The sequence below is a fragment of the Pigmentiphaga sp. genome (assembly GCF_033795525.1).
Taxonomy (GTDB): Bacteria; Pseudomonadota; Gammaproteobacteria; order Burkholderiales; family Burkholderiaceae_B; genus Pigmentiphaga.
In genome coordinates this window covers 501,389-517,783 of record NZ_JARYGM010000002.1, presented here as the reverse complement: position 1 = coordinate 517,783, position 16,395 = coordinate 501,389, and the positions used below count along the sequence as shown (strand labels likewise).

General features: G+C 65.5%; 16 protein-coding genes. 5 read left to right on the top strand and 11 right to left on the bottom strand.

Annotated elements, in window-relative coordinates; all coding sequences use genetic code 11:
• Positions 1 to 10: 10 nt before the first annotated feature.
• Positions 11 to 1,267 carry an MFS transporter gene (locus QHC78_RS07175; RefSeq protein WP_319743191.1) on the bottom strand — a complete coding sequence of 419 codons (1,257 nt, stop codon included), beginning with the start codon at positions 1,265 to 1,267 and terminating at the stop codon, positions 11 to 13.
• A 54-nt stretch (positions 1,268 to 1,321) separates the two neighbouring features.
• Here QHC78_RS07175 and QHC78_RS07170 point away from each other — a divergent pair, with 54 nt between their 5' ends.
• A complete protein-coding gene (locus QHC78_RS07170; protein WP_319743190.1) occupies positions 1,322 to 1,489 on the top strand; it encodes a hypothetical protein in 168 nt (55 codons plus the stop codon).
• Between the two features lie 67 nt (positions 1,490 to 1,556).
• On the top strand, positions 1,557 to 2,129 hold the full coding sequence (locus QHC78_RS07165; protein WP_319743189.1) for a FecR domain-containing protein: 573 nt from the start codon (positions 1,557 to 1,559) through the stop codon (positions 2,127 to 2,129).
• Here QHC78_RS07165 and QHC78_RS07160 read toward each other — a convergent pair.
• The 3 genes from QHC78_RS07160 to QHC78_RS07150 are packed head-to-tail and all read right to left on the bottom strand — an operon-like array spanning position 2,126 to position 5,682.
• The gene (locus QHC78_RS07160; protein WP_319743188.1) at positions 2,126 to 3,577 is read right to left on the bottom strand and encodes an MFS transporter; all 1,452 of its coding nucleotides are present in this window, start codon (positions 3,575 to 3,577) and stop codon (positions 2,126 to 2,128) included. The two genes, QHC78_RS07165 and QHC78_RS07160, sit on opposite strands and share 4 nt — an antisense overlap.
• 50 nt (positions 3,578 to 3,627) lie before the next feature.
• The gene (locus QHC78_RS07155) at positions 3,628 to 5,205 is read right to left on the bottom strand and encodes a TerC family protein (RefSeq protein WP_319743187.1); all 1,578 of its coding nucleotides are present in this window, start codon (positions 5,203 to 5,205) and stop codon (positions 3,628 to 3,630) included.
• A 36-nt stretch (positions 5,206 to 5,241) separates the two neighbouring features.
• Positions 5,242 to 5,682: a hypothetical protein gene (locus QHC78_RS07150; RefSeq protein WP_319743186.1), complete on the bottom strand. Its 441-nt coding sequence runs from the start codon at positions 5,680 to 5,682 to the stop codon at positions 5,242 to 5,244.
• A 595-nt stretch (positions 5,683 to 6,277) separates the two neighbouring features.
• Between QHC78_RS07150 and QHC78_RS07145 the strand changes: the two genes are divergently transcribed.
• Positions 6,278 to 7,954 carry a tannase/feruloyl esterase family alpha/beta hydrolase gene (locus QHC78_RS07145; RefSeq protein WP_319743185.1) on the top strand — a complete coding sequence of 559 codons (1,677 nt, stop codon included), beginning with the start codon at positions 6,278 to 6,280 and terminating at the stop codon, positions 7,952 to 7,954.
• Between the two features lie 68 nt (positions 7,955 to 8,022).
• The gene (locus QHC78_RS07140; RefSeq protein ID WP_319743184.1) at positions 8,023 to 8,568 is read left to right on the top strand and encodes a MarR family winged helix-turn-helix transcriptional regulator; all 546 of its coding nucleotides are present in this window, start codon (positions 8,023 to 8,025) and stop codon (positions 8,566 to 8,568) included.
• Positions 8,569 to 8,597: 29 nt separating this feature from the next.
• Here QHC78_RS07140 and QHC78_RS07135 read toward each other — a convergent pair whose 3' ends face one another.
• The 4 genes from QHC78_RS07135 to QHC78_RS07120 all read right to left on the bottom strand — a co-directional run bounded on the left by QHC78_RS07135 (position 8,598) and on the right by QHC78_RS07120 (position 11,653).
• Entirely contained in the window at positions 8,598 to 8,813 is a 216-nt protein-coding gene (locus tag QHC78_RS07135; RefSeq protein ID WP_319743183.1) for a rubredoxin, read from the bottom strand.
• A gap of 7 nt (positions 8,814 to 8,820) precedes the next feature.
• Positions 8,821 to 9,783 carry a Bug family tripartite tricarboxylate transporter substrate binding protein gene (locus QHC78_RS07130; protein ID WP_319743182.1) on the bottom strand — a complete coding sequence of 321 codons (963 nt, stop codon included), beginning with the start codon at positions 9,781 to 9,783 and terminating at the stop codon, positions 8,821 to 8,823.
• Positions 9,784 to 9,845: 62 nt separating this feature from the next.
• Complete coding sequence (locus QHC78_RS07125; RefSeq protein WP_319743181.1) at positions 9,846 to 10,346, bottom strand: aromatic-ring-hydroxylating dioxygenase subunit beta; 501 nt, start codon at positions 10,344 to 10,346, stop codon at positions 9,846 to 9,848.
• A gap of 2 nt (positions 10,347 to 10,348) precedes the next feature.
• Positions 10,349 to 11,653 (bottom strand): aromatic ring-hydroxylating oxygenase subunit alpha, encoded by a 1,305-nt coding sequence (locus tag QHC78_RS07120; protein WP_319743180.1) that lies wholly within the window; start codon positions 11,651 to 11,653, stop codon positions 10,349 to 10,351.
• A gap of 108 nt (positions 11,654 to 11,761) precedes the next feature.
• Here QHC78_RS07120 and QHC78_RS07115 point away from each other — a divergent pair, with 108 nt between their 5' ends.
• Positions 11,762 to 11,938, top strand: a complete 177-nt coding sequence (locus QHC78_RS07115; RefSeq protein ID WP_319743179.1) for a hypothetical protein — start codon at positions 11,762 to 11,764, stop codon at positions 11,936 to 11,938.
• A 219-nt stretch (positions 11,939 to 12,157) separates the two neighbouring features.
• On the opposite strand, the gene QHC78_RS07110 is transcribed toward QHC78_RS07115, so the two are convergent.
• From QHC78_RS07110 to QHC78_RS07100, 3 genes are read right to left on the bottom strand one after another with little or no spacing between them, the layout of a single operon-like run.
• A complete protein-coding gene (locus tag QHC78_RS07110) occupies positions 12,158 to 13,135 on the bottom strand; it encodes a Bug family tripartite tricarboxylate transporter substrate binding protein (RefSeq protein WP_319743178.1) in 978 nt (325 codons plus the stop codon).
• 57 nt (positions 13,136 to 13,192) lie between these two features.
• Complete coding sequence (locus QHC78_RS07105; protein ID WP_319743177.1) at positions 13,193 to 14,665, bottom strand: benzaldehyde dehydrogenase; 1,473 nt, start codon at positions 14,663 to 14,665, stop codon at positions 13,193 to 13,195.
• Positions 14,662 to 16,389 (bottom strand): thiamine pyrophosphate-requiring protein, encoded by a 1,728-nt coding sequence (locus QHC78_RS07100; RefSeq protein WP_319743176.1) that lies wholly within the window; start codon positions 16,387 to 16,389, stop codon positions 14,662 to 14,664. Before QHC78_RS07100 ends, QHC78_RS07105 begins: the two co-directional genes overlap by 4 nt.
• Positions 16,390 to 16,395 lie beyond the last annotated feature (6 nt).

The following is a 16,395-nucleotide window of genomic DNA, read 5'->3' as shown; positions in this document are numbered from 1 at the left end:
TGCTCTGAATTTATGCCGCGGGCACGCGCCGTGCAAGCAGGAGGGCGTTGAAAGCCGCGAGTGCCAGCAGCAACGCCACCAGCCCGATGAACCCGGCCCAGCCCGCCTGCGCCAGGGCATAGCCGCCGCCGGCGCCGATGAGGCTGGAGCCGGAGTAATAACCGAACAGGTAGAGCGATGATGCCTGCGCGCGGCCTTGCCTGGCGGCCCGGGCAACCCAGGTACTGCAGATCGAATGGGCGCCGAAGAAGCCGAAGGTCAGCACCGCCATGCCCAGCACCAGTAGCCAGAGGTTGGCGGAGAGGGTGAGCAGCGCGCCGGCCAGCTGCATCAGCACGCCGGCGGCCATGACCCGGCCGTGTCCATGGCGCGCCGCCAGGTCGCCCATCCAGGCGGAACTGAAAATGCCTGCCAGGTAGGCGACCGACACCATGCCCACGACGGCATGGCTGAGCAAAAAAGGCGGCGCTAGCAGGCGAAAGCCAATGTAGTTGTAGACCGCAACGAAGCCGCCCATGAGCAGAAACCCTTGCGCGAACAGGCGCAGCATCACCGGGCTGCGCAGGTGCGTCCCGAAGCTTCCGACGATACCGCGCAGATCGAGGCGGCGAGGCTGAAAATGGCGGGAGGCGGGCAGCATCTTCCAGAACAGCCCGGCACCCAGGAAACCGATCAATCCGATGATCAGCGCCGCCGTGCGCCAGCCGTGGTCATCGGCAATGATGCCGGCAAGAAGGCGTCCCGACATACCCCCTATGGCGGAGCCTCCGATATACAGCCCCATGGCCAGGCCCGCGGCGCGAGGCTCGATCTCTTCGCCGACGTAGGCCATGGCAACGGCCGGCAGGCCGCTGAGCGTGATGCCCATCAAGGCCCGCATGGATAGCAGGGCCGGCCATTGCGGGAACAAGGCCATGGCGGTGGTCAATGCCGCCGAGCTGAGCAGCGAGACGATCATCAGGGCGCGGCGGCCCACCCGGTCCGATACGGCGCTGGCAAGGAGCATGGACACTGCCAGCAGGGCGGTGGTCAGCGATAGGGCAAGACTGCTGGCGGCGGGCGACAAGCCGAAATCGTGGGCGAAGAGGGGCAGCAGCGGTTGTACGAAATAAAGCAGCGAGAAGGTCGAGAACCCGGATGCGAAGAGCGCGACGACGGCGCGCCAGAACGCCGGCGTCGCGCGTCGGATATGGCGGGGCGGTGACGGCTGGGCAGGCGGCGTGTCGAGGCGGGCGGGGGAGTCGTCGACCGACGGGGCGGAAGGCATGGTGCGGCTATCAGGGCAGGCTGAGCGTTAACTCTAGGCTTTTTAACAGATGCAATGCCTGATGAGCCGTTCGTTTTCTTCACGCCGGGCGCGGGTGTGGTGATCCGAACGCTACGGGAGCCCGAGGCGGCCTCCAAGCTGTGGCTCGCTTGCCGCCGGCAGGAGCGCTCCGGAACCGGGGCGGCGTTCTGGCGCCTGGCTCACGGCACCGGCAGCCATTGAAGCGGCGCGGCGCCACCGTGCATCCTTATAATCCCTGCCACGCCCACGTTTGCATCGTCCCCGCCTTATGTCCGAACGCCGCCCGCATCCGCCTTCCCCGAACCCCAGCCCGCGCCTGCCCGCGTGGCGCCGCTGGCTGACCTGGGGGAGCCTGGCGATCGCGTTGCTACTGGCGGGAGCGTTGACGGTCAGTTGGGTATTGCGGGAAAGCTCGCCGCAATACAGCGACCAGTTGCGCACGGCGAGCGCACCGGGCAGCCTGCCCCTGCCGGATGGCTCCCGGATCGAGGCGGCGCCGGATACCGCGCTCTCGGTCGCTTATTATCCGCGGCGCCGCTATGTGAGTATGACGCGGGGCGAGGCGGATTTCCGGGTACGGTGGCAATACCGCGCTTCGTTCAACGTGCAGTCCGGCGTCAACGAAGTGGTGATCGACGGCACCCGTATCGAGCAGCCGGAAATCGCCTTCCGCGTAGTGGCGACGCCGGAACGGTTGCAGGTGGCGCTGCGCGAAGGAAAGCTGAAAGTACGCACCGTCACGGCCGGCCCGAGGGAGTTCGTGGAACTGGAGCCGGGCGACGTGCTGACGGTAGACATGAACGCGCGCCGGCATAGCCTGGAGCGCGCTGCCGGCGGCTAGCGGCGTTTCGTTGGCTGGCCGTCATCGGCGTCCATGGCCAACGGCGGCGCAATGTCCTCCAGGGATTTGCGTTCGGCATCGACGCCATAGCGCAGGGCGCAGCCGCCCGCCACGATCATCAGGGCCGCGGCAACGGCATAGCCAACGGCCACGGCGGCGTGGCTGCCGGTACCGATCAAGCCACCAAAAAGCGCGGGACCCACAAATCCCCCCAGCCCGGTTCCCGCGGCGTAGAACACCGCGATGGCGATCGCCCGCATTTCCAGCGGAAAGATTTCGCTCGCCGTAAGATAGGCCGAGCTCGCAGCGGCCGAGGCCAGGAAGAATACCGCCGACCAGCACCAGGCCTGGGAGCGGGCGTCCAGCCAGCCTTGGGCAAAAGCCCAGCCGGTTATGGCCAGGGCCAGGCCTGCGGCGGTGTAGGTGGAGGCAATCATGCGGCGGCGGCCGATGCGGTCGAACAGCGGTCCGAGCAACAGCGGGCCCAGGACATTGGCAAGTGCGAACGGAAAGACATAAAGACCGACTTTTTCCTCGGCGACATGGTGGAAACGCGTCAGCACCAGCGAGTAGGTGAAGAAAATGGCGTTGTAGAAGAAAGCCTGGGACACCATGAGCGCCAACACCACCGCTGTGCGGCGCCGGTACCGGTGCAGCAGTATGCGGGCGACCCCGGCCAGCGAGGGCGCTGCGCCGGCGACGACGACGCGGTCGGTCACGGCGGGCAGGGGACCGCGTTCGCGCGCGACTTCCTCTTCGATGGCCTGCACGATGCGGTGCGCCTCGTCGAGGCGGCCGTGGGCAGCCAGCCAGCGCGGGCTTTCGGGCACGTGCCGCCGCACCAGCAGGATGGCGACGGCCATGACCCCTCCCGCGAGAAAGGCGGCCCGCCATCCCCATACGGGACCGAGCACCCGTTCATCGAGCAGCAGCAGGCTCAGGGCGGCGCCGAGTGCCGCGCCCAGCCAGAAGCTGCCGTTGATGGCCAGATTGACGCGCCCTCGGACCCGCGCCGGAATCAGCTCGTCTATCGCCGAGTTGATGGCGGCGTACTCGCCGCCTATGCCCAGTCCGGTTATGAAACGGCACACCACGAAGAACACGAAGTCGGTGGAGAAGGCCGTGGCCAGGGTGCCTGCCATATAGACGGCCAGTGTGAGCAGGAACAGCCGCTTGCGGCCCAGACGATCCGTCATGCGGCCGAAAGCCAGGGCACCCAGCACCGCACCGGCCACATACACGGATCCGGCCCAGCCGACTTGGCTGGCCGTCAGGCCCAGCGTATCCTCGCGCTCGATGACGCCGCCTATGCTGCCCACCATCGTGACTTCGAGGCCATCCAGCACCCACGCGATACCCAGTGCCAGAACGACTCGCCAATGCCAGCGCGACCAGGGCAGCCGGTCCAACCGGAGGGGAATATCGGAGCGCATCGCATGCGGGGCCATAGGTGTCGCCGGTCTCCTTGGTCGTCCTGCGGGGAAGAGCGATCGAGCGGCTAGCTGCCGCCGTCGGGAATAGAGGTCTCGCCAGCGGTTGCCAAGTGCCGGACTTCCACCGTGGAAATCCGGTTGTCCGTGACGCCTTGCACGGTGAACCGGTAGCCCCGGTAGTCCAGCGTCTTGCCTGGCGTCGGCAATTCCGCAAAACGGGTCAATAGAAAACCTGCCAGGCTGCTGTAGTCGCCGTCATCCTCGCCGGCAGCCAGCGATACGCCCAATACTTGCTCGACATGATGCACGTCGGCGGTGCCGTCGATGAGCCAGCGGCCGTCGCCGGCGGGCTGGATGGTCGGTGTTTCGTCTTCGTCGGGAAACTCCCCGGCAATGGCCTCCAGTACGTCGATAGGCGTGACGACGCCCAGCACGGTGCCATACTCGTCCGTCACGAACACCAGCTGCCCGCGGGCGCGCCGGAGCACCTCTATCAGCTCGAGCGTGCCGATGGACTCGTGCACGTAGATCGGTGGACGCAATGAAGCCACGTCGATCCGTCCGTTGTCGGTCAGCATGCGCAGCAGGTCCTTCGCCCGGGCGCTGCCGGCGACGTCGTCGAAGTGCTGGCGACAAACCGGGAAGTAGCTGTGCGGCGTCTCCAGAATCTGCTGCCGGACGACCTCCGGGGACGCCGTCATATCGACCCATGACACTTCCGAGCGCGGGGTCATGATCGAGCGGACCGAGCGGTCGGCCAGCTTCAGCACGCCGCTGACCATGTTGCGTTCCTGGGCGGCGAAAGTGGGCGGGGCCGGGGGCTGCGGCGAGTCATGCCCGGTGCCGCCGTCGCCGCTGGCCGCGCGCCGGCCGCCGAGCATGGTCAGGATGGCATCTGCGGTCCGCGCCCGCATCGGGCGGTGAGCCGCATGCTTGATGGCGTTGCGGCGGGCGACCTGGTTGAACATCTCGATCATGATCGAGAAGCCGATCGCGGCATACAGATACCCCTTGGGAATGTGGAAACCAAAGCCGTCGGCCACCAGGCTCAGGCCGATCATGAGCAGGAAGCTCAGGCAAAGCACGACCACGGTGGGGTGCTGGCCAACGAATCGGGTCAGCGGCTTGGAAGCAAACAGCATCACAGCGACCGCAATCACTACCGCGGTCATCATGAGCGACAAGTCGTCCACCATGCCGACCGCGGTAATGACCGAGTCGAGCGAAAAGACGGCGTCCAGCAGCACGATCTGCATGATGACGAGCCAGAATCCGGCGTGAACCTTCTTGTCCGCGTGACTGTGTTCGGCCCCTTCGAGTCGTTCGTGCAGTTCCAGCGTCGCCTTGAACAGCAGAAACAGGCCGCCTATCAGTAGGATCAGGTCGCGGCCGGAAAAGGAAAAGCCGGCCACGTCGAACAGCGGCCGGGTCAAAGTGGACAGCCACGAGATGGCGGACAGCAAGGCCAGGCGCATGACGAGCGCGAGCGACAGCCCGATGATCCGCGCCTTGTCGCGCTGGTTCGGCGGCAGCTTTTCAGCGAGGATGGCAATGAAGACCAGGTTGTCGACGCCCAGGACGATCTCGAGCACGATCAGGGTCAACAGGCCCGCCCAGGCCGTAGGGTCCATCAACCAATCCATGGAAGGCTCCATCGGAACGAAGGACAACGGGGGACATCAATCCTTGGCAGATGATACGACGGTAACGCCGATCACGATAAGCACCGTACCGATGGCCACGCGGACCATGTCGAGTTCCTTCCATTCGCGGAATAGCCATGCGGACAGGGCCACGGCTACCAACGCATTGGCATTGGTCAACGGGGCGATGATCGCAACCGGGACTTTCAGCGCCGACGCGCTATAGGCCATGCTGGCCGCCGCGACCGCCCAGGCCACCCCCATCGCGACGGCGCTGGCCACCGCGCGCGTCCCGCCGCGCCACCCGCCTTCGCCGAGCAGGCTCAACAACCCGGTGCCGCATATCGTCGCGCCTACCGTGGCCAAGTAGAGGGGAATGCTCGCACCCATCTTCATGGCGAGTTTCATAAGGAAGGTGCTGCTGCCGAGCATGATCATGGGCAGGATGCCTCCCAGTAGCAAAGCCTTCAGGTCCATAGCGTTCTCTTCGTTGAATGCGTTCTGGCGGTGCAGCAGGCACCGTGCCGCGAGTGACCTCGCGATGAATCAACTAGGCGTCCCCCACGGTGACGAGGACAATTCCGGTACCGCCGCATTCGGGGCATGGACCGCCCGGGATTCGACCCGTGCCGGCGCAGGCAGGGCAGTTCTGTTCCGCCGTCTGCGCCGGCGCACCGTCGGTTTCGTCGCCAGGACGTTCTTTGCCTTGGGAGGGCGGGGCGGAAGCAGGAAGGCCAGGCGCCGAGGGCTCGTGCGAGATAGGCATGGAATGTCTCCATCGTGCAAGGCGGGACCGGAGCTCAGCAAGAGATGTGCCCACGGCTGTGCAGGCGCTGCACGCAAATGTTCCGATTGTGCGATTCCATGTCTCTAAAATCCATGCCGGCCGTCCCCGTTGGCCCGTACGATGGACACATCCCAGAAAGGGAGCGCCACTGCAGCGTTCCCCGACCGCAGACACGGCAAGCCGGCGCGCAAGCATGCCACCAACGACGCGCCCGCTGACGAGACGACTTTCGGTTTCATCGTCGGACCACACCCGCTCGGACGCGGGGACCAGGAGGAGGGTGTCATGCACAAGAGGAAACGCTGGGCGTCGCACGGCAAGCTGATGCTGGCCGGCGCCATGATCACGGGATTGGCCGCATGCGGCGGCGGGGATGGCGGGTCGGACGGCGGCCCGTCGACCCCGCCGCCTTCCACGGGTGAACCAGGCATCGGGGACCTGGCCATATCGCCCGCCATCCCCTGTACCGCAGAGGGGGTGGGCAGCACGGCTCTGACTACCGACGATCCGCCGGACAAGAATTTCAAGGCGGCGATCCTGGAAGTGAGTCAGGCGTCCGTCGAGGGCGGCGACCCCACCCGCGAATACTGCCTGGTGAAGGTCAGGGTCGACCCGGCCATCCATATCTGGGTGGCCATGCCTTCGGATGGCACCTGGAATGGCCGGTTCCGGTCCGAGGGCGGGGGCGGCTACGCGGGGACCGTCAATGTGGCGATGGATTCGGTCAGACAAGGCTTTGTCGGCGTGCAGACCGATACCGGCCACCCCGCATCCGTGGGCGGCGCTTTCGGCATGCTGTCCCCGGGCGTGCCCAACACGCAGCTGCAGGAGGATTTCGCCCATCGCAGCGAACATCTCATGGCCGTGGTGGGCAAACAGCTGGTCAAGGCCTACTATGGGCAGGACCCGGTCCGGTCCTATTGGTACGGGTGTTCGACCGGCGGCCGGCAAGGCCTGATGATGGCGCAGCGTTATCCGGACGATTACGACGCGATCCTGGCCGGTGCGCCGGCCATCCACTGGGATCGCTTCCAGGCCTACCAGATCTGGCCGCAAGTGGTCATGCAGAACGACCTGGGCGCGCCCATTCCCATGGCCAAACTCGACTTGGCGACCTCGCGGGCGGTGCAGATGTGCGACGCCGACGACGGCGTGACCGACGGCGTCATCGACGACCCCCGCCGTTGCGGGTATGACCCCGCACTGGACAATGCCATTACCCATGCCGCGTGCACCGCCGAGTCGTGCCTGACGCCGCTCGAGGCCGTCGCTATCAAGAAGATCTGGGACGGCGCACGCAACATTGAAGGCGAGCTGCTATGGCCGGGCCTTGAACGGGGCACGCAGCTCGGGTCGCTGGCCGGCGCAACGCCATTCTCCATCGCCGTGCAGCAGCCGCGCTTCTGGGTCTATCTGGATCCTGACTGGGATTGGAAAACACTTACCTACGCCAACTATGGCCAGTTCTTCACCGACACCGTGAATACGGTGGGCCCGGTCATCGCCACCGATAACCCGGACCTGACCGCATTCAAGAATCGAGGCGGCAAGCTGATCATGTACCACGGCTGGTCGGATCCGCTAATCATGCCGCAGGGCACGATCCGCTATTACGAGAACGTCCGCAAGACCATGGGCACAGCAGCGGACGACTTCGCTGTCTTGTACATGGCGCCGGGGATGGGACATTGCCGTGGCGGGGCAGGACCCAACCACTTCGGCCAATCGTCCAGCGGGGTGGTGCCCAAGGATGCTACCCATGACGCCTTCCGGGCATTGATGGACTGGTCGGAGAAGGGGCAGCGGCCTACGTCGCTCATCGCGACCAAGTTCGTCGACGACACGCCTGCCCAGGGGGTGGCGCGTACGCGACCCTTGTGCCCGTATCCTCAGGTGGCCCGGTATACGGGAACCGGCAGCACGGATGATGCGGCCAACTTCGCTTGCGTATCGGAGGACTGAGGACCGCCGGGCGGGGGGCGGGGTTTAAGATAGAGCCCGTTCCCCGCTTCCCGAGGTGAGATCGCCGTATGGTGGACCCGCGTAACAAGCCTGCCTATGATTTCCGCACGCTTCTGACTCATCGAATCCTGGTCCTGTCCAACACCTTCGGCAAGGGGGCGATGCGCCTTTACGCCCAGCAGTACGGCATCCAATTGGCAGAATGGCGCTTGCTCGCCGCGCTGATGACCGAATCGGCGCCTGACAGCGTCAACGATCTGGCAACGGCCCTCGGCACGGACAAGGGCTGGATCAGCCGGACAGCGGCCGCGCTGGTGAAAAAAGGGTTGGCCGCAACGGTGCCTGAACGATCAGATGGCCGCCGCTTCCGCATCGTCGTGACGCCGGCGGGCCGGCGGATCTACGATCGCATCCTTCCGGCGGCGATAGAGCGCCAGCGCCGGCTGGTGTCGGTGCTGACCGAAGACGAGCTCGCATCGCTGAACGTCATGATCGACAAACTGCAACGGCAAGCCGACGCGCTCATCGCCGACACACGCACCGACGAAGCGACCCGCGGGCCGGCGCCTGCCGGCAAGCGTAGGGCAAGCGCCAAGGCCGCGGGCCGGCGGTAGCGAACCACGGCGGGGTGGCCGCGTCTTCTTCAGATCTCGACCATCTCGAATTCGCCTTTGCCCACGCCGCAGTCGGGACATAGCCAGTCGCCGGGGACTTCGTCCCAGCGGGTGCCAGGAGCCAGCCCATGTTCGGGGTCACCGGCCGCTTCGTCGTAGATCCAGCCGCATACCAGGCACATCCAGGTACGGAAGGGCGCCTGCGCCAGGCCAGCGATAGGGTCGGACACGGAGTGGGAGGTCATCGTCGGTTCAATCCAGCTTGAGGTCGAGCTGCCGAATGAGCTTGCCCCATTTGGCGTAGTTGGCGGTTATGGTGGCCGCCAGCCGGGCTGGAGTCCCACCTACCGGCGTCAGCCCGGCTGCCTGCAGCTGCGAGGCGATCGCAGGTTCGCGCAGGATGCGGTTGACCTCGTCATTGAGCTTGCGCACGATGTCCGGCGGCGTGCCCGCGGGAGCCACGATGTTCCACGCCGTCGTACCGTCGAATCCGGGATAGGTCTCCGCAAATGGAGCGATGTCCGGGTCGGAAGGATTGCGCCTGGGGCCTCCCAGTGCGATGGGGACCAGTTTTTTGCCGCGCAGGAAGGGCTGGGTCTGGGCCAGGCCGGTATATCCGATGGGGACCTGTCCGGCAACCAGGTCGGTCAGTATCTGGCCGCTGCCCTTGTAAGGCACGTGAACCATCTCGACATCGGCCAGGCGCTTGAACCACTCCATGGACAGGTGATGGACCGACCCGACTCCGGCCGAGGCATAGCTGTACTTATTCGGGTTGCGCTTGAGCAGGTCGACCAGTTCGGGCAGGGTCCGGGCGGGAACCGCGGGATTGACCGACAGGACGAACTCGATCTGCGCGATGGAAACCACGGGGGTGAAGTCGCGGCGGATGTCAAAGGGCAGTTCTTTCTGCAGCTGCGGCGTAATGGTCAGGACGGAGTCGTCCGCAAGCAGCAGGGAATAGCCATCCGCGGCGGAGCGCGCGACGTTACTCGCACCAATGACGCCGGCGGCTCCAGGCTTATTGTCGATGATCACTTGCTGGCCCCAGGCGGCGGTCAGCTGTTCGCCTATAAGGCGCCCCACCACGTCGCCGGACCCGCCTGACACGAACGGCACCACCAGCCGGATCGGCTTGCTCGGATAGGGCTGGCCGTGGGCGACGAAACAGGCCAGGGCCGTGACCGCTCCAGCCGCGAAAGCAGATACCTTCATGATGTCTCCTCGCCGCCTCCTGGCAGCTCGATTCGCGTCTGGCGCGCGATAGCGGGTGCACTTCAGAAATAAACGAACATCGGATCGTGCGTGGCGTCGCAATTGGCAACCATCACCTTCTTCCAGGCGATCTTGAAACCATCCCCGGCGCGCCGCAGGCAGTGCGTTACGTGCCCGGCGAAGACTCTTTCGATCGGCTGCGGAAGCGTAGGGCGGTGCTCGAACATGAAGAAGGTCGAGTGGGCCGTGACCGTGTCGTCGCCGCCGTCGCCGTCGATTACGGTATTCGAGACCTGGCGCACCGCCCGCGACGGCGGCAGCTGCGCATAGATCTTGGGATGGCGAAGGCGCGCGATGCGGTCGGCCATGATTTCGCGGTCGTCGAAAAACAGCGACACTTCGTGCCACGGATCCTGCTGGCCCGGCCTGGCCGGAGCCCAGTAGTAGCCATCCTCGGCGAACAGGTCCATCCATTCTTCAAACCGGCGCTCGTCCAGCATGCGGGCTTCGCGGGTCAGGAAGTCCTCCACGTCGCGGCAAAGCTCGGCGTCCAGGGCCATCATGTTCATTCCCCTCCCATGTAGCGCAGATAACCCGACCGGTACTGGTTGCGCATGATTACTTCGCTGGTGCCCCCGCCGCGCAAGCTCTCGTCATCCTGCATGTGGCGGTTGAACCAGACCCATTCCTGCCCTTCGCTGGCCAGGCCGGCCTGCACGCGTCTGAACATCTCCACGTCGTCGGACTGGATCAGCGATGCCGCCGAGTGCGTGATGTTCAGGTAGCGGATCAGTTGGCGATTGATTTCGTCCGGCGCGCCCTTGAGCTTAATCGGGTAGACGCGGATCTCGGTCCGGTCGGGCGCGATGGGCCTGATGGTGCGGACGTGGCTCGAGGCCAGCTGCATGACGACGCTGGGATAGATGATGACGTTATGGAAGAAGTCCGTCATGATGCGGTCGACCTCTTCCTCGCTATGCCGTGCCCGCAAGGCCGCCCGGTGGGCCTCGTACAGGGGGCCGCCGCGGTTCTCGTGGTTGAAAGGCAGGGGACCGCAATACGACAGCCCCCAGTCCAGCCCCTGCGCGAGCACCGAATCCCATTTCGAGTTCTGTTCGCTGGTATCCAGGTGGACCCCGGTATCGTCGCCGTAGCGCCGGCGGAACTGCCGTTGCGAGTCGTTGGTGGTGCAGGCGTGGGAGAAGGGCGGGTGGTAGTTGTCGTTGAGGTTCTCGACCTGGGCCTTCCAGTTGCCGCGTACCAGGTATTTGTGCACGCCGCCCGACACGTCGACTTCACCGGCAGGTGCCCGGTCGACGACGTGGTCTATGCAGTGCGTAGCTTGTCCCAGAAAGGGCACCAGGTCCGGCAGGGGATCGTCCAGCGGCGCCAGGCTGGCGAAGATGAATCCCCGGTACGAGCCTACCCGCGGCACGCGCGCCAGGCCGAAGGCCGCGTGGTCCTGCATGTCGTACCGGCCGGCGTAGGCATCGCGCATGGGCGCTAGCAGCAGTTCGCCGTTGGTGCGGAACGTCCATCCGTGATAGCCGCAACGCAGGGTGTTGCCGGTATTGCCGCGCTCGTCGGTAATGACCATCACGCCGCGGTGAGGGCAGCGATTGTGCAGGACGTGGATGCCGCCTTTGTGGCGGATCACGATGACCGGTTGTGTGCCCATCCAGGCCGTGACGTAGTCGCCATCGTTCGGCACCTGGCTCTCGTGGGCCAGGTAGAGCCATGCGCGACCGAAGATACGTTGCATTTCCGCATCGAAAATGGCTTGATCGGTGTAGAGCCGCCGGCTGACCCGATCGCGCTGGACTAGCGTGGATAGATCGGGGGCGGCGGTCGAGTCAGCGGTACTGTGCATGGCGGTCCCCTGAGAGGAGAGAGTTTGTTGCGATAGCAACTCTGTCATCGCCAATTTAGTTGTGATAGCAACTCAAGTCAAGAGCGGCGTCGGCACCGCATTGGCTCGGTGCCGCTACCCGCCACTGGAAAAGGTCTCGCCCAGACGGCGCTGGGCAAGCTGAAAGTGCAGAATCCCGAAGTGCTGGTCGACAAGCTGGGGCAGCGCCTGGCTTACGAGCGCAGCGGCGTGCGCCTATATCAGGCGTTCATCGACAAGGTGGCAGTCGCCGGGCATCCGAACTAGACGCAACTATTGGCGGACCTGCAGCACATCTGCAACGAGGAGCTGGCGCATTTCGGCCTGCTCGTCGAGATGGCGAAATCGACAGGCGCAGAACGACAACATGGCGAGCCGGTTCCAACAGGCGCTGGAAAACGAGAAACAGCACGAGGCAATGATTCGCCGATGGCTCCGCGAGACAGTGCTGGCGGAAGCGACCTGGTCGAAGCCATCGGACCTGCGTCAGTCGAGCGTGACCCCCGCGTCGGCAATGACTTTTTTCCAGCGGACCCGTTCCGATTCGATGAAGGCATTGGTCTCGGCCGGCGTGGCCGCTACCGCTTCAGCCCCCTGCGCCAGGAATTTCTGCTTGATGTCTTCCTTCTTCAGCATCGCCGTCAAGGCGTCGTTGATTTTCTGCACGATGGGCGCGGGCGTTCCCGGAGGCGCCATGAGGGCGAACCATGCGCTGCTATCGAAACCCGGGAAGCCGGCTTCCTTGGAGCTGGGGACATCGGGCGCGATCGCGCTTCGCTGTGAGCTCGCCACGGCGAGGATGCGTAGTTTGCCGGTCTCGCGCAGCCGCAGGGCCGCGGAGATGTTGCCGAAGAACACGTCGATGCGCCCGGCCATCAGGTCGGTAAGGGCCGGGCCCTCGCCCTTGTAGGGCACGTGGACCAAAGAGGTGCCCGATAGCGTCGCGAACAATTGGCCCGTCAGGTGCGACGTAGAGCCGTTGCCTTGCGAACCGTACGACAACTTTCCGGGATTGGCCTTGGCATGGGAGATCAGTTCCTGCACCGACTTGGCCGGTACGCGCGTGCTGACCGTGATGGCATTGGGACTAGTCGCCAACATGCCCACGGCGGTGAATTCAGCGGGCCGGAACGCGATGTCCTTGTACAGGTATTCATTGATCGACAAGGGGCCAGGCGGCGTGGCCAGCAGCGTATAGCCGTCGGCCTCGGCAGTGAACACCTCGTGGGCACCGATGTTGCCGCCCGCGCCCGGGCGGTTTTCGACCACCACGGGTTGATTCCACGTATCGCTCAATTGCTGGCCGACGATGCGGGCCAGCGTATCGATCGTGCCGCCGGCGGGGAAATCGACGACGATGCGGACCGGTCGGGACGGATAGGTGTCGGCCGCGCCGGCAGCGGCCGCAGGGACCGAATATGCAAGAACACATGCGGCGATCAGCGAATATTGCAAGGTCTTCATGAATGTCTCCTCTAGTGGCCGTTCTGTGACAGCTGCGGGGAAGGCCGGTCGGCCTGGTCAAAATGGATATAGGGGGGGCGTCTCTTGAATGGTGACCCACTGCCATTGCGTGAACTCGTCCCAGTTGGCCGGGCCGCCGATGCGGCTGCCGTTGCCCGAGGTGCCCACTCCCCCGAACGGCACGCGCGGATCGCCCGCCACCGTCTGGTCGTTGATGTGCAGCAGGCCCGTGCGCAGCCGCCGGCCGAGCGCCATGGCGCGGTCTACCGCACTCGACACGATGGCGGCCGACAGCCCATATTCCGTCTGGTTGGCCAGCGCGACGGCTTCATCGTCGGTCGCAAACGATGTCACCAGCGCGACGGGGCCGAATACTTCCTCGTCGAACGCGGGCATGCCGGGCCGGACACCGTCCAGTACGGTGGCGGGGTAGTAGGGCGGGCGCGCATCGCCGCCGGCATGCAGCCGGGCGCCGGCAGCCACTGTGTCGCGCACCAGTTGGTCGACCCGCTGCAGCTGGCGGTCGTTGATCATGGGGCCGAGCTGGACGTCCGGCTCGGTAGGGTTGCCCATGCGCACATTCCTGGCCTTGTCCGCCAACAGCGCTACCAGATGGTCGGCGATGCGCTCGTGCGCCAGGATCCGGCCCGTAGCCATGCAAATCTGGCCCTGGTGCATCCAGGCACCAAAGGCCGCGCAGCCGGCGGCCCGCTCCAGGTCGGCATCGTCCAGCACGATGAGGGAGTTTTTACCGCCAAGCTCAAGCGACACCTTCTTCAGATGGGCGCCACATAGCGCGCCGACCCGCTTGCCGGCCCCGGTGGAACCGGTAAAGGCCACCATGGCCACCGCCGGATGGGTGCACAGGGCCTCGCCCACGTCCGCGCCCCCGGGCAGGACGTGCAACAAACCGGCCGGCAGGCCGGCTTCTTCGAACAAGCGGGCGATGTATAGGCCGCCGCTGACCGCCGTCTGGGGGTCAGGTTTCAAAACGACGGCGTTGCCCACGGCCAGCGCCGGCGCTACTGCCCGCATGGCCAGCGTGAGCGGGAAATTGAACGGGGAAATGACGCCCACGATGCCATGCGGCATGCGGCGCCCATAGCTGAGCTTGCCCGGGACCGACGGGAAAACCAGGCCTTGCGGTTCCCCCAGCATTGCGGCGGCCTGCAGCAAGGTCAGCCGCGCCGACCGCAGTTCCATGTTGGCCTTCGCCCGTATGGCGCCGGTCTCGCGCATGATCCAATCCGCGGCCTCGTCGTGGTGCTGCTCGACCAGCGCGGCGGCGCGGTGGAATACGCCCGCGCGTTCTTCAGGCGGCAACGCCGTCCACGCCTGTTGCGCCTCGATCGCCTTCGGCGCCGAGAACGACAGCGATGCCGGCGTGGCGAGGGTCAGCGTCGTCAGCGCTTGGCCGCCGGCTTTGTCCAGGACGGTATAAGCCGGCCCGTCATGAGGCGTCCATTCGCCCTGGAACAGCCGTCCTTCCCAAAAGCGCTGTGCAAGGAAAGCCTCCGCTTTGCCGTTCATGCCAGCACCTGTTCGGAGATAGGGTCGAGCACGACCTCTACGACGGCACTGCGTCCATGGCGGACGGTCTCCAAGGCGTCGCGCAGCGTCGACTGCAGGTGTTCAGCGTCGTCGATGCGGAATGCCGCGGCGCCGCTCGCGGCCTCGGCAATATCCGCGAGCCGGGCACCCGCCGCGACCGTGATCCAGTAGCGGTCATTGCGCTGGGCGGTGGATTGCGCGTGGACCAGGTTGGTGGACACCTTGGGCGAATTCCAACCGCGGTTGTTGTAGATGATGGTCAGGACGGGGGCGCCATAGGTCTGCGCCACCCAGTACGTGCTGCTCGGAACGCCAAAGAGATAGCTGCCGTCACCGGTAAGCGCAATGACCTCGGCTTGCGGATCCGCCAGCTTGACGCCCACCGCCGCGTTGATGCCCCAGCCCAGGCCGCTGCCGCCATTGACGTAGAAGCTGCCGGGCCGGCTCATGCGCAGTGTAGAAAGAATGGTTTCGGTGCCCGAGGGTTCTTCGCAGACAACGACGGTGCGTTCGTTGACCAGTTCGCGCACAGCCAGCGTCAGCTGCTTGACGGTAATTCCCCCTTGCTTGACCGATAGCGGTGGCAGCGGGGCGGCCGCGACCCGCTCCCTGGCGGCCAGGATCCATTGTTGACGATCGGCAGGGACCGGTTGCTTCCGTTGCCGGCCAGCATCCAGCAACTGCTGCAGGACATAGTCGCTGTCCGCCCGGTAGCTGCGCTCGGCGGGGAAGTGCCAGAAGCCCATGTCTTCCTTGACCGGGTCGGCATCGATATGAAACAGCCGCGCGCCGGTGGACGGCCCGGTCCGCGATACGATCCAAGGCACGTCCACGTCCAGCATCAGGATCAGGTCGGCTTCCGCCACCAGCGCATTGCGGCGGTAGCCGGCATGGTGGGGATGGTCGCCCGGGAAGTTGACGTATTGCGGTGCGATTTCCGCCACCGGTAATCCCAGCAGCTCGGACAGCTCGACCAGCCGGCCGACCGCGGCCGTATTGCGGCCAAGATACGTGGTCAGCACCAGCGGCCGCTTGGCCTGGGCCAGGGCATCGTAAAGCTCCGCGACTTCCTCATGGCGCAGGCCGCCGAGCCGGGCAGGGGACCACTGCGCCGGCACCACCTCGGCATGGCCGCCTGCCGGCCCTTCCCACACTTCGCGCGCGCCGGTCAGATAGACCGGCCCCTCGGGCACCGAGCTGGACAACTGCAGCGCGCGCATCAGCACCGCATCGACCATCTCCGGCGCGCGCAGCTCGTAGGTCCACTTCATGTATTGCGCCGCGATCTCGTGCTGGCGCGGCGCGTCCTGGGTGTAGTGGATGAATTCCGTGCGGGCGCCGGGGCGGTCGCCGTTGACCGTCACGGGCGACAGGCCCGCCACGATGATGGCCGGCACCCGTCCGCGTGAGGCATTGTGCAAGCTGCATCCCAGGTTCTGCGTACCGACATCGACATGGACCAGCACCATCTGCGGCCGGCGCGTCACCATTGCGTAACCGTGCGCCGCGGTGAGGGCGGTCATTTCGTGCGGACAGATGATGATCCTCGGCATGGTGCTGCCGCTGTCATCGATGGCGGCGAACGCCTCGATGAACGCAGTGTGGTCGCTGCCCAGATTAGTGAAGATGTAGTGCACGCCCATGCGGCCGGCTAGCTCGAGCAAGCGGCGGGCGGCAGTGAGAGTGACTGCCTGGGAAGTCATTGTGAC